The sequence below is a fragment of the Micromonospora sp. A200 genome, from assembly GCF_029893845.1.
Classification (GTDB): Bacteria; Actinomycetota; Actinomycetes; order Mycobacteriales; family Micromonosporaceae; genus Micromonospora; species Micromonospora purpureochromogenes.
In genome coordinates this window covers 1-22,040 of sequence record NZ_JARXXY010000037.1, presented here as the reverse complement: position 1 = coordinate 22,040, position 22,040 = coordinate 1, and the positions used below count along the sequence as shown (strand labels likewise).

The 22,040-nt window shown below is 71.4% G+C and carries 19 protein-coding genes; all 19 read right to left on the bottom strand.

Features of this window, described 5'->3' with window-relative positions; translation table 11 throughout:
• Positions 1-54 precede the first annotated feature (54 nt).
• Positions 55-1,140 (bottom strand): polyprenyl synthetase family protein, encoded by a 1,086-nt coding sequence (locus tag M2302_RS27205; protein WP_280840681.1) that lies wholly within the window; start codon positions 1,138-1,140, stop codon positions 55-57.
• Positions 1,141-1,231: 91 nt separating this feature from the next.
• Complete coding sequence (gene nuoN, locus M2302_RS27200) at positions 1,232-2,785, bottom strand: NADH-quinone oxidoreductase subunit NuoN (RefSeq protein WP_210778789.1); 1,554 nt, start codon at positions 2,783-2,785, stop codon at positions 1,232-1,234.
• Entirely contained in the window at positions 2,782-4,314 is a 1,533-nt protein-coding gene (locus M2302_RS27195) for an NADH-quinone oxidoreductase subunit M (protein ID WP_154940345.1), read from the bottom strand. Before M2302_RS27195 ends, nuoN begins: the two co-directional genes overlap by 4 nt.
• Before the next feature lie 64 nt (positions 4,315-4,378).
• Entirely contained in the window at positions 4,379-6,337 is a 1,959-nt protein-coding gene (gene nuoL, locus M2302_RS27190) for an NADH-quinone oxidoreductase subunit L (protein ID WP_280840680.1), read from the bottom strand.
• Between the two features lie 11 nt (positions 6,338-6,348).
• Complete coding sequence (gene nuoK, locus M2302_RS27185) at positions 6,349-6,648, bottom strand: NADH-quinone oxidoreductase subunit NuoK (protein WP_088959269.1); 300 nt, start codon at positions 6,646-6,648, stop codon at positions 6,349-6,351.
• Positions 6,645-7,415 (bottom strand): NADH-quinone oxidoreductase subunit J, encoded by a 771-nt coding sequence (locus M2302_RS27180; RefSeq protein WP_280840679.1) that lies wholly within the window; start codon positions 7,413-7,415, stop codon positions 6,645-6,647. Before M2302_RS27180 ends, nuoK begins: the two co-directional genes overlap by 4 nt.
• Complete coding sequence (gene nuoI, locus M2302_RS27175) at positions 7,412-8,068, bottom strand: NADH-quinone oxidoreductase subunit NuoI (RefSeq protein WP_280840678.1); 657 nt, start codon at positions 8,066-8,068, stop codon at positions 7,412-7,414. Before nuoI ends, M2302_RS27180 begins: the two co-directional genes overlap by 4 nt.
• 1 nt (position 8,069) lies before the next feature.
• The gene (nuoH, locus tag M2302_RS27170) at positions 8,070-9,416 is read right to left on the bottom strand and encodes an NADH-quinone oxidoreductase subunit NuoH (protein ID WP_280840677.1); all 1,347 of its coding nucleotides are present in this window, start codon (positions 9,414-9,416) and stop codon (positions 8,070-8,072) included.
• On the bottom strand, positions 9,413-11,929 hold the full coding sequence (locus M2302_RS27165) for an NADH-quinone oxidoreductase subunit G (RefSeq protein ID WP_280840676.1): 2,517 nt from the start codon (positions 11,927-11,929) through the stop codon (positions 9,413-9,415). The genes nuoH and M2302_RS27165 overlap by 4 nt, the downstream gene beginning before the upstream one ends.
• Positions 11,929-13,245: an NADH-quinone oxidoreductase subunit NuoF gene (gene nuoF, locus M2302_RS27160; protein WP_280840675.1), complete on the bottom strand. Its 1,317-nt coding sequence runs from the start codon at positions 13,243-13,245 to the stop codon at positions 11,929-11,931. Before nuoF ends, M2302_RS27165 begins: the two co-directional genes overlap by 1 nt.
• Complete coding sequence (gene nuoE, locus M2302_RS27155) at positions 13,242-14,390, bottom strand: NADH-quinone oxidoreductase subunit NuoE (protein WP_280840674.1); 1,149 nt, start codon at positions 14,388-14,390, stop codon at positions 13,242-13,244. The genes nuoF and nuoE overlap by 4 nt, the downstream gene beginning before the upstream one ends.
• Complete coding sequence (locus M2302_RS27150; RefSeq protein WP_280840673.1) at positions 14,387-15,712, bottom strand: NADH-quinone oxidoreductase subunit D; 1,326 nt, start codon at positions 15,710-15,712, stop codon at positions 14,387-14,389. The genes nuoE and M2302_RS27150 overlap by 4 nt, the downstream gene beginning before the upstream one ends.
• A complete protein-coding gene (locus M2302_RS27145; RefSeq protein WP_280840672.1) occupies positions 15,709-16,446 on the bottom strand; it encodes an NADH-quinone oxidoreductase subunit C in 738 nt (245 codons plus the stop codon). The genes M2302_RS27150 and M2302_RS27145 overlap by 4 nt, the downstream gene beginning before the upstream one ends.
• On the bottom strand, positions 16,443-17,120 hold the full coding sequence (locus M2302_RS27140; protein ID WP_088959278.1) for an NADH-quinone oxidoreductase subunit B: 678 nt from the start codon (positions 17,118-17,120) through the stop codon (positions 16,443-16,445). The genes M2302_RS27145 and M2302_RS27140 overlap by 4 nt, the downstream gene beginning before the upstream one ends.
• 14 nt (positions 17,121-17,134) lie before the next feature.
• Positions 17,135-17,500, bottom strand: a complete 366-nt coding sequence (locus tag M2302_RS27135; protein ID WP_088959279.1) for an NADH-quinone oxidoreductase subunit A — start codon at positions 17,498-17,500, stop codon at positions 17,135-17,137.
• Between the two features lie 133 nt (positions 17,501-17,633).
• Positions 17,634-18,911, bottom strand: coding sequence for a geranylgeranyl reductase family protein (locus M2302_RS27130; RefSeq protein WP_280840671.1), 1,278 nt, complete (start codon positions 18,909-18,911; stop codon positions 17,634-17,636).
• Between the two features lie 134 nt (positions 18,912-19,045).
• Positions 19,046-19,270 carry a hypothetical protein gene (locus tag M2302_RS27125; RefSeq protein ID WP_179802745.1) on the bottom strand — a complete coding sequence of 75 codons (225 nt, stop codon included), beginning with the start codon at positions 19,268-19,270 and terminating at the stop codon, positions 19,046-19,048.
• An 87-nt stretch (positions 19,271-19,357) separates the two neighbouring features.
• Positions 19,358-20,068, bottom strand: coding sequence for a demethylmenaquinone methyltransferase (locus M2302_RS27120; RefSeq protein WP_280840670.1), 711 nt, complete (start codon positions 20,066-20,068; stop codon positions 19,358-19,360).
• A 111-nt stretch (positions 20,069-20,179) separates the two neighbouring features.
• Positions 20,180-21,415 (bottom strand): LPXTG cell wall anchor domain-containing protein, encoded by a 1,236-nt coding sequence (locus M2302_RS27115; protein ID WP_280840669.1) that lies wholly within the window; start codon positions 21,413-21,415, stop codon positions 20,180-20,182.
• Positions 21,416-22,040: the final 625 nt, after the last annotated feature.

Below are 22,040 nucleotides of genomic sequence, written 5' to 3'. Positions count from 1 at the left end.
CAGGTGCGGTCCACCTCGTGATCGACCGGTGGAGCGGCTCCCGGGCGGGAGCGGTCAGCTGGTGCGGTCGGCGATGTAGTCGCAGAGGGATTCGAGGGCGCCACGGGCGGGGCTCTGCGGGAGCGGGGCGAGCTGGGCGCGGGCGTCCTCGGCGTAGCTGCGGACGGTCTCCCGGGCCCGCTTGAGCGCCGGGGACTCACGGAGCAGGCCGAGCGCCTCAGCGTGCAGGGCGTCGTCGACCAGCGGACCGGTGGCCAGGATCTCCCGCAGCCGCACCGAGGCCGCGTCGGAGTCGTCGGCCGCCCGGGCGTAGAGCACCGGCAGCGTCGGCACGCCCTCGCGCAGGTCGGTGCCGGGCGTCTTGCCCGACTGCACCGACTCGCTGGCGATGTCGAGCAGGTCGTCGGAGAGCTGGAAGGCGACCCCGATGGTCTCGCCGTAGCCCGCGAGGGCCTCGGTGTGCTCCGCCGACGCCCCGCCGAACATGCCGCCGAAGCGGGCCGAGGTGGCGATCAGCGAGCCGGTCTTCTCGGCGATCACGTGCAGGTAGTGCGCCACCGGGTCCTCGCCGGCCCGGGGGCCGACGGTCTCGGCGATCTGGCCGTGCACCAGGCGGGCGAAGGTGCGCGCCTGAAGGCGGACGGCCTCGGTGCCCAGGTCGGCGGCGAGATCCGCGGCGCGGGCGAAGAGGTAGTCGCCGACCAGGATCGCCACCGAGTTGGTCCAGCGGGAGTTGGCGCTCGGGGCGCCCCGCCGCACGGCGGCCTCGTCCATCACGTCGTCGTGGTACAGCGTCGCCAGGTGGGTGAGCTCCATCACCACGGCGGCCGGGACGACCTGCGCGTCCGCCGGGTCGCCGAACTGCGCCCCCAGCGCCACCAGCAGCGGCCGGAACCGCTTGCCGCCGGCCTCCACCAGGTGCCGGGCGGCCTCGGTGACGAACGGATCGGCGCTGGCCACACTGGCCCGCAGCTCGGCCTCGACGCCGTCGAGCACGCCCAGCACGGAGGCCTCGACGCGCGGATCGGTGAGATGCACCCCGAGCGCGCCGACCTGACTCGTGCCCGCCCGGCTCCGACGACCGCCGGAGCCGACGACGCCTGAACGCTCGCCAGCCGGAATCACCACGCCTTCAACCATGCCACACCCGTTCGACCTGCTCCGGAGCGGGGATACAGGCGCGGGGCCGGCGCGCCGTCGCGCACCGGCCCCGCGCCCTCGGGCCGACGTGTCACCGCACGAACGCTGCGGCGTCCGTGGCCAGGTCGAGCAGCGGAGCCGGGGCCACGCCCAGGACCAGGGTGGCCACCACGCCGATCATGAGCGCGGTCGCGGTCAACCCGCCCGGCACGGCGACGGTCGGGGTGCTCTCGCCCGGCTCGGAGAGCCACATCATCACCACGACCCGCAGGTACGGGAAGGCCAGCACCATGCTGGTCAGCACGCCGGCCACCACCAGCCAGGCGTGGCCGCTCTCCAGCGCCGGGCCGAAGACCGCGAACTTGCTGGTGAAGCCGCTGGTCAGCGGGATACCGGCGAAGGCCAGCAGGATGAAGGTGAAGATCCCGGCGTAGAACGGCGACCGGCGGCCCAGCCCGGCCCAGCGGGACAGGTGGGTGGCCTCGCCGTCCGCGTCCCGGACCAGGGTCACCACGGCGAACGCGGCGAGCACCGAGAAGCCGTACGCGGCCAGGTAGAACATCGTGCCGGAGACGCCCTCGCCGGTCGGCGCGAGCACGCCGACCAGCAGGTAGCCGGCGTTGGCGATCGAGGAGTACGCCAGCAGCCGCTTGATGTCGGTCTGGGTGACCGCCAGCACCGCGCCGACCAGCATGGTGAGCACCGCGACCGCCCCGAGGACCGGGGTGAAGTCCCAGGCCGCGTCGGCGAACGCCACGTGGAACACCCGCAGCAGGGCGCCGAAGGCGGCCACCTTGGTGCAGGCCGCCATGAAGCCGGTGACCGGCGTCGGGGCGCCCTGGTAGACGTCCGGGGTCCAGACGTGGAACGGCGCGGCGGCGGCCTTGAAGAGCAGGCCGATGGCGAGCAGCGCCATCCCGGCGAAGAGCAGCACCTCGCTGGCGGGTGACTCCTTCACCGCGGCGTGCACGGTGGCGAAGTCGACGCCGGCCGACCGGCCCGGGATGCCGGCGGTGAAGCCGTAGATCAGCGCCACGCCGAACAGGAAGAACGCCGACGCGTACGCCCCGAGCAGGAAGTACTTCATCGCCGCCTCCTGGCTCAGCAGCCGCCGGCGACGGGCCAGCGCGCAGAGCAGGTAGAGCGGGAGCGAGAAGACCTCCAGCGCGATGAACATGGTCAGCAGGTCGTTCGCCGCCACGAAGATCAGCATGCCGCCGATCGCGAAGGTGGTCAGCGGGTAGACCTCGGTGGCGCCGTTGCTCCCCTCGGCCTGCCGCCGGTCGTCGGCCGACTCGGCGGTGACCGCGGCCTGGGCGACGAACGCCCCGCCGCGCTCCACCGTGCGGTCACCGATCAGCAGCAGGGCCATCGCGGCGAGCACCAGGATGGCGCCCTGGAGGAAGAGCGTGGGGCCGTCCACCGCGATCGCCCCACCGGCGGTGAGCAGCCGGTCGTCGGCGTTGAGCACCGTCATCACCAGCGCGGCGAGCACCGCCAGCAGGGCGAGCGAGAGCTGCACGACGTGTCGCCGGCGGCGCGGCACGAAGGCCTCCACCAGCACGCCGAGCAGGGCGACGCCCAGCATGATCAGGATCGGAGCGAGGGCCGCGTAGTCGATCGACGGCAACTTCAGCTCGGTCATTTTGCGGCCTCCTGGACGCTGCCGACCGTCGGGGCGGGATCGGTCCGGCCGACGTCGTTCATGGTCGCCTGGACGGCGGGGTTGATGACGTCGGTGACCGGCTTGGGGTAGAAGCCGAGCAGCACGATCAGGGCGATCAGCGGTGCGACCACGACCTTCTCGCGCAGGCTGAGGTCACGGCGCATGGCCTCGACCTCGGTCAGCTCCGGGTTGAGCGTGCCCTGCGTGGTGCGCTGCACCATCCAGAGCACGTACGCGGCGGCCAGGATGATGCCGAGCGTGGCGATCACCGCGACCGGCTTGTTCACCGTGAAGGTGCCGATCAGCACCAGGAACTCGGAGACGAACGGCGCGGTGCCGGGCAGGGCCAGGGAGGCCAGACCGGCGAAGAAGAGCACCCCGGCCAGCAGCGGCACCAGCTTGCCCGCCCCGCCGAAGTCCTTGATCAGGGCCGAGCCGCGGCGGGCGATCAGCATGCCCACCACCAGGAAGAGCAGGCCGGTGGCGAGGCCGTGGTTGAGCATGTAGAGCACCGCGCCGGTGCCGGCCTGGGTGGTGAAGGCGAAGATGCCGACGCCGATGAAGCCGAAGTGCGCGATCGACGTGTACGACACCAGCCGCTTCAGGTCGGACTGGCCGACCGCGAGCAGCGCCGCGTAGATGATGCCGATCAGGCCCAGCGCCAGCGCCCACGGGGCGAACCACTTCGACGCCTCGGGGAACAGCGGCAGGCAGTAGCGCAGGATGCCGAAGGTGCCGACCTTGTCGAGCACGCCCACCAGCAGGGCGGCGGCCCCGGCCGGGGCGGCGCCACCGGCGTCCGGCAGCCAGGTGTGGAACGGGAAGAACGGCGCCTTGATCGCGAAGGCGAGGAAGAAGCCGAGGAAGAGCCAGCGCTCGGTGCCGGTGGAGATGTCCACCTGGGTCAGCGCCTGCCAGTCGAAGGTCTTCCCGCCGACCACCCAGAGGCCGATCACCGCGGCGAGCATGAACAGCCCGCCGACGAGCGAGTAGAGGAAGAACTTCACCGCCGCGTACTGCCGCTGGTGGCCGCCGTAGCTGCCGATCAGGAAGTACATCGGCACCAGCATGACCTCGAAGAACACGTAGAACAGGAAGACGTCGGCGGCGGCGAAGACGCCGATCATCGTGCACTCGAGGACCAGCAGCAGGGCGAAGTAGACCGGCACCGACCGCTTCGACGACTCGGCGTCGTGCCAGGAGGCCAGGATCACCAGCGGCACCAGCACCGCGATCAGCATCAGCATGACCAGCGCGATGCCGTCGGCGGCGAAGGTGAAGTTGACGCCCCAGGTCGGGATCCAGGCGTACGACTCACGGAACTGGAGCCGGTCGCCGTCGGCCTGGAAGGAGACCCACATGACCACGGAGAGCACCAGCACCAGCAGCGACCAGCCGAACGCCACCTGCTTGGCCAGTTCCGGCCGGCGACGCGGCAGGAAGGCCACCACCAGGGCGCCGACCAGCGGTGCCACGGTCAGCACCGAGAGGAACGGGAAGTTGGACATTATTCGGCCTTACCTCCGTCGTCACTGCGTGGTCCGCCGGCGGGGGCGGCCGGGAAGAGGTCGATCACGCCAGCCACCCCGCCTGCACGGCCAGGAACGCCGCCATCACGAGCAGCGCGCCGGTGAGGATGGACGTCGCGTACGACCGGACGAAGCCGGTCTGCAGCCGCCGGAGCCGGCCCGAGCCACCGCCGACCGCCGCGGCCAGGCCGTTGACCAGCCCGTCGACGCCCCGGTTGTCGAGGAAGACCAGCGCCCGGGTGAGGAAGATGCCCGGCTTCTCGAAGACCGCCTCGTTGAAGGCGTCGGTGTAGAGGTTGCGCCGGGCCGCGGTGACCAGCACGCCGGCCGGCTGCGGCGCGGTGGCCGTGCCGTTGCGGAACAGCATCCAGGCCAGGCCGGCGCCGAGCACGGTGACCAGCAGCGACAGCGCGGTGATCACGCCGTGCGACAGCACCGCGTGGTGGCCCGCCTCCTGGCCGCCGAGGCCGGCGGTGGCCTCCAGCCAGTCCGGCACCGAGGTGGCCAGCAGGAAGCCGGCCCCGACCGAGCCGATCGCCAGCAGGATCAGCGGGATGGTCATCAGCTTCGGCGACTCGTGCGGGTGCTCGATGTCCTCGGTCCACCGCTTCGGCCCGTGGAAGGTGAGCACGAAGAGCCGGGTCATGTAGAACGCGGTCAGCCCGGCGCCGAGCAGCGCGGCGCCGCCGAAGAGCCAGGCCGTCCAGCCCTCCCGCTCGAAGGCGGCCACGATGATCGGCTCCTTGGAGAAGAAGCCGGAGAACGGGAACATGCCGATGATGGCGAGCCAGCCCATCATGAAGGTGATCCAGGTGACCTTCATGTACTTGGACAGGCCGCCGAAGCGCCGGATGTCCACCTGGTCGTTCATGCCGTGCATGACCGAGCCGGCGCCGAGGAACATGTTGGCCTTGAAGAAGCCGTGCGCCAGCAGGTGCACGATGGCCAGCGCGTACGCCGCGCCGCCCAGTCCGACGCCGAGGAACATGTAACCGATCTGGCTCACCGTCGACCAGGCCAGCACCCGCTTGATGTCGTCCTTGGCGGCGCCGATGACGCAGCCCATCAGCAGGGTCAGCGCGCCGACGCTCACCACCACGAGCTGGAGCGTGGCGTTGGCGGTGAAGATCGGGTTGGACCGGGCGATCAGGTAGACGCCCGCGGTGACCATGGTGGCGGCGTGGATGAGCGCCGACACCGGGGTCGGGCCCTCCATCGCGTCCGGCAGCCAGGCCTGGAGCGGGAACTGGCCGGACTTGCCGGCCGCGCCGAGCAGGAGCAGCAGGCCCAGCGCCAGCACGGTGCCGCTGGCCAGGGCGCCGACGCCGTTGAAGACCTCGTCGTACTGGGTGGTGCCGAGGGTGGCGAACATGATGAAGATGCCGATCGCCAGGCCGGCGTCGCCGACCCGGTTCATCAGGAACGCCTTCTTGCCGGCGGTGGCCGCGCTCGGCCGCCCGTACCAGAAGGAGATCAGCAGGTACGACGCCAGACCGACGCCCTCCCAGCCGAAGTAGAGCATCACGTAGTTGTTGCCGAGCACCAGCAGCAGCATCGCGGCGACGAACAGGTTGAAGTACCCGAAGAACCGTCGCCGGCCCTCGTCGTGCGCCATGTACTCGACCGCGTAGAGGTGGATCAGGAAACCCACCCCGGTGATCAGCAGGACGAAGACCGCGGCCAGCGGGTCGAAGAGCAGACCGAAGTCCACCTTCAGGTTGCCGACCGTGATGAAGTCCCACAGGCTCAGCTCGACGGACTTGTTGTCCAGGCCGCGGAGCTGGAAGAAGTAGCTGAGGCCGAGCACGAACGCGGCGCCGATGGCGGCCACGCCGAGCCAGTGCCCCCAGCGGTCGGCCCGCCGGCCGAGCAGCAGCAGGATCGCCGCGCTGACCAGCGGGATCGCCACCAGCAGCCAGACGCTGCTCAGCAGGCCACCAGCCGGAGCGTAGGCGACGGCGCCGGTTGGCTCTGCCTGGGCGTACGTCAGAATCTCATCCACCGCAGGGCCCCTCAGTACTTCAGCAGGTTGGCGTCGTCGACGCTCGCGGAGCGCCGGGTCCGGAAGATCGACATGATGATCGCGAGCCCGACCACGACCTCGGCCGCGGCCACCACCATCACGAAGAACGCCATGATCTGGCCGTTGAGGTCACCGTTGATCCGGCTGAAGGTGACCAGCGTCAGGTTGGCCGCGTTGAGCATCAGCTCGACGCACATGAACAGCACGATCGCGTTGCGCCGCACGAGCACGCCGACGGCGCCGATGGTGAAGAGCACGGCGGCGAGGATCAGGTAGTAGTCCGGCGTCATTTGTCCGTCCCCTTCAGCATGGTCTCCTCGGCGGTCAGCTCCCGCTGCGGAAGGATCGCCGGGGTGCTGCGGTCGGTCAGCCGGCCGTCGGGCAGGCGGGCCGGGGTGGCCACCGAGGAGGAGGTGGCGAAGACGCCGGGCCCGGGCTTCGGGCCGGGGTAGTTGCCGGGGCGGAACCGGGACCGCATGGTGGCGACCTGGTCCATCTTGTCCTCCCGGCGCCGCTCGATGTGCGCCAGCACCATCGCGCCGACGGCCGCCGTGATCAGCAGCGCGGAGGTCAGCTCGAAGGCGAAGACGTACTTGGTGAAGAGCAGCCGGGCGATGCCCTGGACGTTCCCCTCGGCGTTGGCCTGCTCCAGGCCGACCGCGGTGACCCCGTTGAGCCCCCGGTAGAGGCCGGTGCCGACCAGGCCGGCGAAGCCGAGCCCGAGCAGCACCGCAGCGACCCGCTGGCCGCGCAGCGTCTCGATCAGCGAGTCGGAGGCGTCCCGGCCGACCAGCATCAGCACGAAGAGGAAGAGCATCATGATCGCGCCGGTGTAGACGATGATCTGCACCATGCCGATGAACGGACCGGCCTGCAGCACGTAGAACACGCCCAGGCAGAGCATGGTCAGCACCAGCCAGAGCGCCGAGTGCACGGCGTTGCGGGCCCAGACCATGCCGATCGCGCCGATCAGCGCGAGCGGGGCGAGGATCCAGAAGGTGACCTCCTCGCCGCCGGACACCTGGCCCGCCGCGGCGAGCACCGTCTGCGTGGTCATGCTCCCGCTCCCTTGCCTGCCGCGGACCCGTCGGCGGCGGCCCGCTGGGCGTGCTGCTCCGCGCCGGGGAAGGTCACCCCGGGGTGCTCCTCGACCTGATACCGACCCGGGCTGTTGGCCGCGTGCTCGGCACCGGCCGAGGTGCCCGGGTTGGTCAGCGCGCCGACGTAGTAGTCCTTCTCGCTGTCACCCAGCCGCATCGGGTGCGGCGGCTGCTCCATCCCCGGCAGCAGCGGCGCGAGCAGCTGCTCCTTGGTGAAGATCAGATCCTGCCGGCTGTCCCGGGCCAGCTCGTACTCGTTGCTCATGGTGAGCGAACGGGTCGGGCAGGCCTCGATGCAGAGCCCGCAGAAGATGCACCGGGCGTAGTTGATCTGGTAGACGCTGGCGTACCGCTCACCCGGCGAGAAGCGCTGCTCATCGGTGTTGTCGCCACCCTCGACGAAGATCGCGTCCGCCGGGCAGGCCCAGGCGCACAGCTCGCAGCCGATGCACTTCTCCAGGCCGTCCGGGTGCCGGTTGAGGATGTGCCGCCCGTGGTAGCGCGGCGCCGACACCGGCGGCTTGAACGGGTAGTCGGTGGTGACGACCTTCCTGAACATGTGCGAGAAGGTGACACCGAAGCCCTTGAACGTTCCGGTGATCGCGCCCACGTCACACCTCCCTGGAGTCCGAGCCGGCGATGTTGGCCGGCTCCCGCTCGGCGACCACGCGCTTGGTGCGCGGGCTCGGTGGTACCTGAAGGTCCATCGGGGGCAGCGGGAAGCTGCCGTGCGGCCGACTGTTGACCTGTTCCTGCACGGTCGGCTTCCGCTCCGGCCGGCGACTCGGCCAGAAGAGCGTCACCAGCAGCAGCACGCCCGCGCCGATGGCGGTGGCGAGCAGCCGGTCCCGGGACTGCCAGTCCTCGATCGAGCGCAGCCCGGACAGGACCAGGATCCAGACCAGGTTGATCGGGAGCAGGACCTTCCAGCCGAAGCGCATGAACTGGTCGTAGCGGAGCCGGGGCAGCGTGCCCCGGAGCCAGACGAAGACGAAGACCAGGATCAGCACCTTGCCGAAGAACCAGAGCATCGGCCACCAACCGGAGTTGGCCCCGGCCCAGAAGGTGGTGATCGGCGCGGGTGCCCGCCAGCCGCCGAGGAAGAGCGTCGTGGTGACCGCGGACATGGTCACCATCGAGACGTACTCGGAGAGCATGAAGAGCGCGAACTTCAGCGAGCTGTACTCGGTCATGAAGCCCGCGACCAGCTCGGACTCCGCCTCGGGCAGGTCGAACGGTGCCCGGTTGGTCTCACCGACGGTGGAGATGAAGAAGATGATGAAGCTGGGCAGCAGCAGGATCGCGTACCAGCCGGGGGCCGGGAGGTCGAAACCGCCGATGCTGAGCTGGGTGCCGTTCGCCTGGGCGGCGACGATCCCGCTGGTCGACATCGTGCCGGCGGTCATGAACACCGCCACGATGCTCAGCCCCATCGCGACCTCGTACGAGATCATCTGGGCGCTGGAGCGCAGGCCGCCCAGCAGCGGGTACGTCGAGCCGGAGGCCCAGCCGCCGAGCACGATGCCGTAGATGCCCATCGAGGAGCAGGCCAGCAGGACCAGCACCGCCACCGGCACGTCGGTGACCTGCAACGGCGTCCAGTGGCCGAAGATGCTCACCATCGGGCCGAACGGCACCACCGACAGCGCGGTGACCGCGCAGATCACCGAGATGGTCGGCGCGAAGAAGTAGACGACCTTGTCGGCGGTCCGCGGGAGGATGTCCTCCTTGAAGGCCATCTTCAGGCCGTCGGCGAGCGTCTGCAGCAGGCCGAACGGGCCGACCTGGTTGGGGCCGGGCCGCACCTGCATGTAGCCGACGACCCGCCGCTCGAACCAGACGCCGAGCAGCGTGGCCAGCAGGCCGAAGACGAACGCGAAGACGATCTTGCCGAGGACCAGCCACCACGGGTCCTTGCCGAAGTCGGCCAGCGTCGGGTCCTGCGCGAGGAAGGTCATGCGACACCCCCGGAGTTGAGGAGCGGACCCGGGCGGCCGGTCTCGTCCGCCGCGACCCGCCCGGCCGGGATGGCCGTGCCGGTGGCGGCGGGGACGGAGATCCGTACGACCGCGCCGGACGTCGCGCCGAGGCTGCGCCGGACGGTCGAACCGGGTGAGTTGGTCGGCAGCCAGACGACGCCGTCCGGCATCTCGGTGATCTCCGCCGGCAGGGTCAGCGCCCCCCGGTCGGTGCCCACCGTCACCGGGTCGCCGTCGGCGACGCCGAGCGTCTCGGCGGTGCCCTTGCCCAGCCGGACCACCGGCGGGCGGGCGGTGCCGGCGAGGTGCTCGTCGCCGTCGGTCAGGCTGCCCAGGTCGATCAGCTGGTGCCAGGTGGCCAGCACGGCCTCGCCGGCGCCGGGCTGCGGTACCGCGGCCGGTGCGACGGACGGCGCGGCCGGGCGCTCGACCCGGGTCGGCGGCAGGCCGCCCAGCTCGCGGCGGACGCTCGGCACGTCACCGGTGCCCAGCCGGACGTCGAGCTGCGCGGCGAGGGCGTCCAGCACCCGGCCGTCGGTCATCGCGGCGGTGTGCAGCACCGCCTCGAAGGTGCGCAGCCGGCCCTCCCAGTCCAGGAAGCTGCCGGCCTTCTCGACCACCGGGGCGACCGGGAAGACCACGTCCGCCCGGCGAGCCACCGCCGAGTTGCGCAGCTCCAGGCTGACCAGGAACGGCACCGCGTCCAGGGCCTGCTCGGCCAGGCGCGGGTCGGCCAGGTCGGCCGGGTCCACGCCGGCCACCACCAGGGCGCCGAGCTGGCCGTTGGCGGCCGCCGCGAGGATCTGGTCGGTGTCCCGCCCGGCCTGGCTGGGGATCACCCCGGCCGGGATGTCCCAGGTCTCGCCGAGCTCGGCGCGGGCGGCCGGCTCGGTGACCGGACGCCCACCGGGCAGCAGGTTGGGCAGGCAGCCCGCGTCGACCGCGCCGCGGTCACCCGCGCGCCGCGGCACCCAGGCCAGCTTCGCCCCGGTACGCCGGGCCACGTCCGCCGCGGCGGAGAGCGCGCCCGGCACGGTGGCCAGCCGCTCGCCGACGAAGAGGATGGCGCCCTCGGCGCTGAGCGCCTCGGCCACCGTGTCGTGCTCGGCGAGCACGCTCGCCTCCTCGCCCGGCACCACCCGGGCCAGCTTGGCCCCGAGCTTCTCCAGGCCACGGGTGGCGAACGGGGCGATCGCGTAGACCGTCAGCTTCTTCTTCAGGTACGCCTTGCGCAGCCGCAGGAAGAGGATCGGGCACTCCTCCTCCGGCTCCAGGCCGACCAGCACCACCGCCGGCGCCTTCTCCACGTCGGCGTAGGTCACCTCGGTGGCCCCGGCGACCGTGCTGGCCAGGAAGTCGGCCTCCTCACGGGAGACCGGCCGGGCCCGGAAGTCGATGTCGTTGGTGTGCAGCGCGACCCGGGCGAACTTCGCGTACGCGTAGGCGTCCTCGACGGTCAGCCGGCCACCGGTCAGCACCGCGGTGCCCCGGCCGGAGTCCCGGGCGTCGCGCAGCCCCTCGGCGGCCCGGGTCAGCGCCTCGCTCCAGGAGGCCTCGCGCAGCTCACCGGTGCGCTCGTCACGGACCAGCGGGGTGCTGAGCCGGTCGAAGGCGCGGGTGTACTGGAAGCCCCACCGGCCCTTGTCGCAGTTCCACTCCTCGTTCACCGCCGGGTCGTCGCCGGCCAGCCGGCGCAGCACCTTGCCCCGCCGCCAGTCGGTGCGCTGGGCGCAACCGGCCGAGCAGTGCTCGCAGACGCTCGGGCTGGAGACCAGGTCGAACGGGCGGGCCCGGAACCGGTACTGCGCGCCGGTCAGCGCGCCCACCGGGCAGATCTGCACGGTGTTGCCGGAGAAGTAGGAGTTGAACGGCACGTCGCCGCTGTCGTCGCCGGACTCCGCGCCGTACGCGTCGTCCCGGTAGATGTTGATCTCCTCGGCGGACGACCGGCCCATCAGGTCGATGAACTTGTCGCCGGCGATCTCCTCGGAGAACCGGGTGCAGCGCTGGCAGAGCACGCAGCGCTCGCGGTCGAGCAGCACCTGGGTGCTGATCGGCATCGGCTTCTCGTACTCCCGCTTGTGCTCGTGGAACCGGGAGTCGGTGCGGCCGGTGGACATGGCCTGGTTCTGCAGCGGGCACTCGCCGCCCTTGTCACACATCGGGCAGTCGAGGGGGTGGTTGAGCAGCAGCAGCTCCATGACCCCCTCCTGCGCCTTCTTGGCGACCGGCGAGGTGAGCTGGGTGCGTACCACCATGCCGTCGGCGACGGTCTGGGTGCAGGAGGCGACCGGCTTGCGCTGCCCCTCCACCTCGACCAGGCACTGCCGGCAGGCACCGGCCGGGGCCAGCAGCGGGTGGTCGCAGAAGCGCGGGATCTCGGTGCCCAACTGCTCGGCGACCCGGATCAGCAGCGCTCCCTTGGGGGCGGTGACCTCGACGCCGTCGATGGTGAGCGTGACGGTGTCGGGGGCCTTTACGACGTCAGTCATCAGTGCGCTCCCACCAACTGCTTGTCCGACAGCTTCGGCGCGGTACGTCCCTCGATGTAGTCGAGGTAGTCCTGCTTGAAGTAATTCAGCGAGGAGGTCACCGAGCTGGTCGCACCGTCACCGAGGCCGCAGAACGAACGGCCCAGGATGTTGTCGCAGGTGTCGAGCAGGGTGTCCAGGTCCTCGTGGGTGCCCTGACCGGCGAGGATCCGCCGGTAGACCCGGACCATCCAGTAGTTGCCCTCGCGGCACGGGGTGCACTTGCCGCACGACTCGTGGTGGTAGAACTCCAGCCACCGGTAGGTCGCGTAGACCGGGCAGTCCTGGTCGGAGAAGATCTGGGTGGCCGTGGTGCCCAGGATCGAGCCGGCCGCCGCCACCCCCTCGAAGTCCAGCGGCACGTCCAGGTGCTCGGCGGTCAGCAGCGGCGTCGACGAGCCGCCCGGCGTCCAGAACCGCAGGTTGTGCCCGGGCTGCATGCCGCCGGCCAGCTCGATCAGCTCGCGCAGGGTGATCCCCATCGAGCACTCGAACTGGCCCGGGTTGGCGATCCGGCCGGAGAGCGAGTAGATCATCGGGCCGGAGGACTTCTCCGTGCCCATGGTCTTCCACCAGTCCGCGCCGCCCAGCACGATGTACGGGACGCTGGCGATGGTGCCGACGTTGTTGACCACGGTCGGGCTGGCGTACAGGCCGTGGGTCGCCGGGAACGGCGGGCGCAGGCGGGGCTGGCCCCGGAAGCCCTCCAGCGAGTCCAGCAGCGCGGTCTCCTCACCGCAGATGTACGCCCCGGCGCCGGAGTGCACCACCAGGTCGAGGTCGAAGCCGCTGCCCTGGATGTTGCGCCCGAGGTAGCCCTTGGCGTACGCCTCCCGCACGGCGTTGCGCAGCCGGCGCGCGGCGTGCACCGCCTCGCCCCGGATGTAGATGTAGGCCCGGTTGGCCCGAATCGCGTACGACGCGATGATCACGCCTTCGACCAGCGAGTGCGGGTCGTGCGTCATCAGCGGCAGGTCCTTGCAGGTGCCCGGCTCGCCCTCGTCGGCGTTGACCACGAGGTAGTGCGGCTTGCCGTCGCCCTGCGGGATGAACCCCCACTTGAGACCGGTGGGGAAGCCGGCGCCGCCACGACCGCGCAGGCCGGAGTCCTTGATCAGCTGGATCAGGTCGTCCGGGTGCGCCTTGAGCGCCTTGCGCAGCGCCGCGTAGCCGTCGAGCTTCTCGTAGGTGCCGATCCGCCAGGCGTCCGGCGACAGCCAGCGCTTGGTGAGCACCGGCGTGAGCTTGGCCAGCGTCTCCGGCCGAGGCGTGGTCACTTCTGGCCCCCCGTTTCGCTCGCGACGGCGGGGCCGGCGTTGGCTCCCGCCTCCGCATCCTTGAGGTTGCGCTGCTGCGCACCGGCCTCGTCGCCGGCGGGCTTGCCGTCGCCGGCCGGCGGGTTGGCCGCCACGCCGGCGGCCTGCGCCTCCTGCGCGTCGCGCGGCGCCGGGGCGGTGTTGTCCGTCGGGACCTTGGTGCCCGGGGCGTCCGGCACCGCGGTCTGCGCGTCGGGCTGCCGGGTCTCGGCGGTACGCACCTGCGGCGACTTGTCGTCCGGCGCCTTCACGTCCGGGGCGGTGCTGCCGCTGGCCGCGGCGGCGGAAGCCGGCTCGCCGGTGCCGGCGTTGCCGGGCGTACCCGGCTTGGCGCCGTTGCCGCTCGCGGGCGGGGCCTTGGCCGGCTCGGCCTTGGCGGCTTCCGCGGCCTTCGCCTGCGCGGCGGCCTGGTCGGCCTCGGCCTTGCTCCGGATCGGGGTGTTCGGGTCGAAGCCGGGCACCGAGATCCCGTGCTGCTCGGCCAGGCGCAGGCCGCGCAGGGTCGGCTCACCCGGCCCGCCGTCGGCGACCGCGCCCTCGCGCTCGTCGGCGAAACCGGCGAGCTGCACCGCCATCTCCTTGAGCGTGCAGAGCCGGGCGCCCCGGGTCGGCATCGGCCGGCCACCGGCGCGCAGCTCCTCGACCACCCCGAGCGCGCCCTGCGGGTCGACGCCGTCGAAGAAGTCGTAGTTGACGGTCATCACCGGGCCGTAGTCGCAGGCCGCGAGGCACTCGGCGTGCTCCAGGGTGATCCTGCCGTCGGCGGTGGTCTCGTCGTGCCCGACGCCCAGGTGCTCGGCGAGGGTGTCGTAGACCTCCTGGCCGCCGAGCACGTTGCACATGGTGTTGGTGCAGACGCTGACCAGGAAGTCGCCGGTCGGCTTGCGCTTGTACATGGTGTAGAAGGTCGCCACGGCGCCGACCTGGGCCTTGTTCAGCCCGAGCACCTCGGCGCAGAACTCGACGCCGGCCGGGGAGACGTAGCCCTCCTCGGACTGCACCAGGTGCAGCAGCGGCAGCAGCGCCGACCGGGACCGGTCGGCCGGGTACCGGGCGATGATCTCCCGCGCCCGCTCCCGGGTCTGGTCAGTGAAAGTCGTCGTCATCGGTCACATCCACCCATCACGGGGTCCAGCGAGGCGCCACCGGCGATCACGTCGGCGATCAGGCCGCCCTCGGCCATCGCCGGGAGGGCCTGCAGGTTGACGAAGCTCGGCTCCCGGTAGTGCACCCGGTAGGGCCGGGTGCCGCCGTCGGAGACCGCGTGCACGCCCAGCTCGCCGCGGGGCGACTCGATGCCGACGTACACCTGGCCCGGAGGAACCCGGAAGCCCTCGGTGACCAGCTTGAAGTGGTGGATCAGCGACTCCATCGACTGACCCATGATCTTGGCGACGTGCTCCAGCGAGTTGCCCATGCCGTCCACGCCGATGGCCAGCTGCGCCGGCCAGGCGATCTTGCGGTCGGCGACCATCACCGGGCCTGGCTTCAACCGGTCCAGCGCCTGCTCGACCAGCTTCAGCGACTCGCGGATCTCGGCGAGCCGGACCTGGTAGCGACCCCAGACGTCGCCGTCGGGGTGGGTCGGGACATCGAACTCGTACGTCTCGTACCCGCAGTACGGCATGGTCTTGCGCAGGTCCCAGGCCAGGCCGGCGGAGCGGAGCACCGGGCCGGTCACGCCGAGCGCGACGCAGCCGGTCACGTCGAGGACCGCGACGCCCTTGGTCCGCTCGGTCCAGATCGGCTGGCCGGAGAGGAGATCCTCGTACTCCTTGAGCTTCTTCGGCATCATCTTCAGGAAGTCGCGGATTTTGGCGACCGCCGCGTCCGGCACGTCCTGCGCGACGCCGCCCGGCCGGACGTACGCGTGGTTCATCCGCAGGCCGGTGATGGTCTCGAAGATGTCGAGGATGTACTCCCGCTCGCGGAAGCCGTAGAGCATGATCGAGATCGCGCCCAGCTCCATGCCGGTGGTGGCCAGCCAGACCAGGTGCGAGGAGATCCGGTTGAGCTCCATCATCAGGACCCGGATGGTGGTGGCCCGCTCGGTCACCTCGTCGGTGATGCCGAGCAGCTTCTCCACCGCCAGCGCGTACGCCGTCTCGTTGAACAGCGGGGCGAGGTAGTCCATCCGGGTCACGAAGGTCGAGCCCTGGACCCAGTTGCGGTATTCGAGGTTCTTCTCGATCCCGGTGTGCAGGTAGCCGACGACCGAGCGGGCCTCCCGGACCGTCTCGCCCTCCAGCTCCAGGATCAGCCGGAGCACGCCGTGCGTCGACGGGTGCTGCGGACCCATGTTGACGACGATCCGCTCGTCGTTGATCGGGTCGGTGCCGGCGACGACCTGGTCCCAGTCCCCACCGGTGACGGTGAAGACCCTGCCCTCGGTGGTCTCGCGCTCGGTCGCGTAGTTGGACGTGGTCACTGGTAGGACCTCCTACGGTCCGGCGGGGGAATTTCCGCGCCCTTGTACTCGACGGGCACGCCGCCGAGCGGGTAGTCCTTGCGCTGCGGGTGCCCCTCCCAGTCGTCCGGCATCAGGATCCGGGTGAGGTTGGGGTGGCCGTCGAAGACGATGCCGAACATGTCGTACGCCTCCCGCTCCTGCCAGTCGGCGGTCGGGTAGACAGCGGTGACGCTCGGCAGGTGCGGCTGCTCGGCGGAGACCGCGGCCTCCAGCCGGACCCGACGCCGGTAGGTCATCGAGGTGAGCTGGTAGACGACGTGCAGCCGGCGGTCCTCGGCACCCAGGTAGTCCACTCCGGAGACCGAGGAGCAGAGCTCGAAGCGCAGCGCCAGGTCGTCCCGCATCACCTGGCAGACCTCGGCGATCCGCTCCGGGCGGACGTGCAGGGTCAGCTCGCCGCGGTCGACGACGACCTTCTCGATCGCGTCGCCGAAGGCCGGGTACGCCTCCTCCAGCGCGTCGCGGACCTCGTCGAAGTACCCGCCGTACGGCCGGGGGGTCTCCTCGATCGGCCGGCGCTGGCGGACCAGGCCGCCGTAGCCGGAGACGTCACCGCTGCCCTGGTTGCCGAACATGCCTCGGCCGGCCGGGCTGGACGGCGGGTGCTCGGCGGGGGCGCCGCTGCTGGCCCCCGCCGGGGTGACCGGTACCGGCACCCCGCCGTCGTTGGTCCTGTCGTTCGGTGCGGTCACTTCGGGCCCCCGTGCGCGTGGAGGTGGTTCTGGGCGTTCATCCAGTTCTCGATCCGCAGCTGCTCCTCGCGCCCCTCGCGGACGGCCTTCGTCCACTCGGCACGCCGGGCCTTGTCGTTGCGGTACGAGGACGGCATCGAGCCGTACGGCACGACCGGGACGTCGCCGCGCTCCTGGCGGGCCTGGAGCATCTTGCGGCCGTTCGCGCCCAGCGGCTCGTACATGATCTTCTCGCGAAGCTTGAGGATCGCGTCGATGAGCATCTCGGGCCGGGGCGGGCAGCCGGGGAGGTACATGTCCACCGGCACCACGTGGTCGACGCCCTGGACGATCGCGTAGTTGTTGAACATGCCGCCGCTGCTGGCGCAGACGCCCATGGAGAGCACCCAGCGGGGCTCCGCCATCTGGTCGTAGATCTGGCGCAGGACCGGAGCCATCTTCTGGCTCACCCGGCCGGCCACGATCATCAGGTCGGCCTGACGCGGCGAGGCCCGGAAGACCTCCATGCCCCAGCGGCCCATGTCGTAGTGCGGGCCACCGGCGGCCATCATCTCGATGGCGCAGCAGGCCAGGCCGAAGGTGGCGCCCCAGACGGACGACTTCCGCGACCAGTTGACCAGCTTCTCCACGGAGGTGAGCAGGACGCCGGCGGGGAGCTTCTCCTCGATGCCCATCTGACGTACCTCCCTCAGTCCCAGTCCAGGCCGCCGCGCCGCCACACATAGGCGTATGCGACGAAGACCGCGACGATGAACATGACCATCTCCACGAAGCCGAAGATCGGCAGGGCGTCGAACGAGACCGCCCAGGGGTAGAGGAAGATGATCTCGATGTCGAAGACGATGAAGAGCATCGCCGTCAGGTAGAACTTGATCGGGAACCGACCGCCGCCGACCGGCTGCGGGCTCGGCTCGATGCCGCACTCGTACGCCTCGAGCTTGGCCTTGTTGAAGCGCCGGGGACCGGCGAAGCGGGCGGCGGCCACGGAGAACAGCGAGAACCCCGCGGCGAGGGCGAACAGCCCGATGATCGGTGCGTAAGGCGAGAGCGACATCTTTTCTCCTGCTCGTCCTTCCCCTGCCCCTGGTGCTTGACGAAAATCACACTATTCACGTCCCGCGCCGGGTCCTCCAGCGGGGGTCGATCTCTGTCCCCGTCCGGGCCGGCACCGGCCCGGACGTGGTCGTTCAGACGGCTGGCGCCGCCTTCGTCATCGCGTTGATGACCCGGTCCATCGCGTCCCCGCCACGGGGGTCGGTCAGGTTGGCCAGCAGCTTGAGCACGAAGCGCATCAGCGTCGGGTGCGGCATGCCGTGCTTGGTGGCCATCCGCATGATCTCCGGACGGCCGATCAGCTTCACGAAGATCCCGCCGAGCCGGTAGTAGCCGCCGAACCGCGCCTTCAGCTCCGTCGGGTACGCCGCCAGCGCGCGCTCCCGCTCCGGGCCGGCGGGCCGGGCCAGCGCCTGCACCATCACCTCGGCGGCCAGTTCGCCGGACTCCATCGCGTACGCGATGCCCTCGCCGTTGAACGGGTTGACCATGCCGCCGGAGTCGCCGACCAGGAGCACGCCCCGGGTGTAGTGCGGAACCCGGTTGAAGCCCATCGGCAGCGCCGCGCCGAGGATCGGGCCCTCGGCGTTCGTCTCGTCGGTCATCCCCCAGTCCTCGGGGGTGTTGGCCAGCCAGTCGGTGAGCAGCCGGCGGTAGTTGGTCTTGCCGAAGGCCGAGGAGGAGTTGAGCACGCCCAGGCCGACGTTGACCCGGCCGTCGCCGAGGCCGAAGATCCAGCCGTAGCCGGGCAGCAGGTTGTCGCCGCTGTCCTTGCTGCGCAGCTCCAGCCAGGACTCCAGGTAGTTGTCGTCGTGCTTGGCCGGCGAGCGGTAGTAGCGCCGGACGGCCACGCCGATCGGCCGGTCCTCCCGCTTGGCCAGCCCGAGGGCGAGCGGGAAGCGGCCGGAGACGCCGTCGGCGGCGACCACCAGCGGCGCGTGGAAGGTGGCCGGCTCCTTCTCCGGGCCGACCTCGGCCTGCACGCCGATCACCCGGTCGTCGGCGCCGAGCACCGGGCCGACCACGTTCACGCTGGTGCGCAGCTTGGCGCCGGCGGCGACCGCGCGCTGGGCGAGCAGGTCGTCGAAGTCCAGCCGGGTGCGGACCAGCCCGTAGTTGGGGAAGCTGGCCAGGTCGGGCCAGTCCAGTTCGAGGCGTACTCCGCCGCCGATGACCCGCAGGCCCTTGTTGTGCAGCCAACCCGCCTCGGGTGAGGTGTCCACACCCATCCGGACGAGCTGCCGTACGGCGCGCGGGGTGAGCCCGTCGCCGCAGACCTTCTCCCGAGGGAACTCGGTCTTCTCCAGCAGCAGCACACGCACGCCGTGCCGCGCCAGGTGGTACGCGGTCGCCGATCCTCCGGGACCGGCGCCCACGACGATCACGTCGGCGTCGTTCTCCACCGCGGTCATCTGCGCCTCCTCCCGCATGCTCGTGAAATGCTTCACAAGCCGATCGGGTTGGAGTCTATGACCGGCGTTACACCACCGCCGGATGAGGGGTACCTAACTCGCCGGAAATCCGCCGTTCGGGGTCGACGTCGAGGTCAGGGGCGGGCCGGCGCGGCGGTGTCCAGGCCGGCGTCGACCCGGATCGTCTCGGGCAGGTGCTCGCGCAACGCCCCACCGGCGGCGCGGTCCAGCGCGGCGAGCACCTCGGCGACGACCTGACGGACGTCCGCGGGATCCGCGCCGGCCAGCTCCTTGAGCTGGGCGATGAGTTCGGCGGCATCGTCGTCGGTGGCCCCACCCACCTGGTCTGGTCCCGTCATGGGGGCGAGCCTACGGGGCAAAGTGGACCAAAGGCGGATATTCACGAAAGAAGGCGGTCTGACCGGATTTTCGCCGGCCCGGCGTCGTCAGTCGCGGATCGCCCGGTGCAGCGCCACCACTCCGCCGGTCAGGTTGCGCCAGGCCACCCGCCCCCAGCCGGCCGCGCCGACCCAGGCGGCGAGCGCCGCCTGGTCCGGCCAGGCCCGGATCGACTCCGCCAGGTAGACGTACGCGTCGGGATTGCTGGACACCGCGCGCGCCACCGCCGGCAGCGACCGCATCAGGTACGACAGGTAGACCGTGCGGAAGGCGGGGTTGACCGGGGTGCTGAACTCGCAGACCACCAGGCGGCCACCCGGCTTCGTCACCCGGGCCAGCTCGCGCAGCGCCGCGTCGGTGTCGTTGACGTTGCGCAGCGCGAAGGAGATGGTCACCGCGTCGAAGCTGGCGTCGGCGAAGGGCAGCTTCAGCGCGTCACCGGCCAGCAGCGGCACTCCCGGCCGGGTCCGCTTGCCGGCGTGCAGCATCCCCAGCGACAGGTCGGCGCCGATCGCGTACGCCCCGGACTGGGCCAGCTCCTCGGTCGAGACCCCGGTGCCCGCGCCCACGTCCAGCACCCGCTCCCCCGGCCGCAGGTCGAGCGCGGCCCGGGTGGCCCGCCGCCAGGACCGGTCCTGCCCGAAGGAGAGGACGGTGTTGGTCAGGTCGTAGCGGTCCGCCACGCCGTCGAACATCGCGGCGACCTCGTGCGGCTGCTTGTCCAGGCTGGCGCGCTGGCCCTGCGGGGTACGGCTCACCCCTCCACTCTGCCAGCCCGGCTCCGCCCCGCGGCCGCTGGGTCGGCCGGCCGGCGGGTACGCGAAAGGGCGGGATGGTCGCCCACCCCGCCCTCTCGTCGTGGCGTCGGATCAGTCCTCGGACTTCTCGTCACCCGGGGTCACCAGCACCACCTTGCGCCGGCGGGAGAGCACCAGCAGTGCCCCGCCCGCGAGCAGCACGGCACCGCCGATGCCACCGATCAGGCCGACCTGCACGCCGGTCACCGGCAGGCCGCCGTCACCGCCACCGGTGCCGCCGCCCGAGGTCGGGGTCGCGGTCGGCTGGCCGCTCGGCGTGGCGGTGGGCTGGCCGGTCGGGCTCGGGCTCGGCGACGGCCCGGTGCTCAGGTCGACGAAGACGTCGAACTGGGCGGTGTTGTCCAGGTCGTCGGTCTCGGTGAACGCCCGGCGTTGGCCGAGGCTGGCAACCTGCGGCTCCTCCTCCGGCTGCCCTTGGGCGGCGTCGAGACCGGCGGCGAAGACGAAGCCCGGCCGGAGCACCTTCTCGGTGACGTCCGCGCCGACCTTCACCCGTACGTTGGAGGTGTAGAACTGGCCCGGCCGCAGCACCGCGCCGGCGTCCTCGCAGTACGCCTGGGCGAGCCCGCCCAGCTCCTGCTCGACACAGCCCTCGGGCACCTCGGCGAAGGTGACGCCGGCCGGCAGCGTGATGCCGTACGCGACGCCGGTCGCCTTCCGGCTGCCGTCGTTGTAGATCGCCCAGTCCAGCGGGGCGGTGTCGCCGGGCTTGACCGGCTTGAGGCCGGACTCGCCGGCCTCGTCGCCGTCGACCGTCACGTCGGCGTACACGTCCTGCACCCAGGTGGTGAGGTCGTAGCCGGGTCGGGCGACGGTGATGCCGTGCTCGACGCTGTTGTTCTCCAGGTCGGGGTCGGCGGTGGCCGCGCTGATGGTGACCGTCAGCGTGCCGGCGTCACCGCGGCCGCCCGTGGAAAAGAGCGGGATGCCGAAGTCCTCAGTGGTGCCGGCGGTCAGGTCGCCGAGCAGGCAGGTGAAGCGGGTGTCCTCGACCTCGCAGCCGTCCGGGACGACCACGCCGACCTTGCCGGCCTTGAGGCCCTTGGTCTCGACGGTGACCGCGACGTCCTTGGCGTCGACGGCGCCGGGCGTGTTGTCGACCTGGAACTTGAACGGCTTGGCCTTGGCCTCCTTGACGCCCTTGGCCAGCTCCTTGCTGATCGGGATCAGCTCGAGGTCCGCCTGGTCGGCGGCGTGCGCCGGGGCGGCGACGGTGGCGAGACCACCGGCGGCGAGCAGGGCGACGGCACCGGCGCGCGCCAGGGCCGTGCGGTGGAACAGTGTCATCGATCCCCCGGGGGTTAGGGACAGTGGAATGGGTTGCGGACCGAGCGGACGGTATCGGAGATCGACGGACGTACGCCAGCGTCGCCGCGCGATTCGCGGCCGTCGGTGCCCCGTCCGGACGAAACAGTGGGGGCGGGATGGTCACCCATCCCGCCCCCGCTGCCGTGCGTTATATGTGAACGGCCCTCATGGGCCGATGGAGGACGTGCCCCCGGGCTGCCCGCTTCCCGCCGCCGGCGAATCCCGGGAAACAGCAGGTGCGCCGGCCGGGACGTTAGCGGTCGCCGACGGGCGTCGCCATAGCTGCGCGCCGATCGTTTCCGAGCTGTGCCCCACCCGCTACCAGGCGATTGTCCGGATAATCGGGTCTTGTACCGGATGTTTGCCGGGAACAATCCCCCGAACGGTGGCCCTGAGTGTCCTTCCGACCGCCGCTGCCGGACTTCCGGTCGGTCACCGGGAGGCCCGGCCGGTGACGCGACGTGGGGGGGGGGGGGGGCCCCCCCCCCCCCCCCCCCCCCCCCCCCCCCCCCCCCGGGGCCCCCCCCCCCCCCCCCGGCCCGCCCCCCCCCCCCCCCCCCCCGCGCCCGGGCCGCCCCCCCCCCCCCCCCCCCCCCCCCCCCCC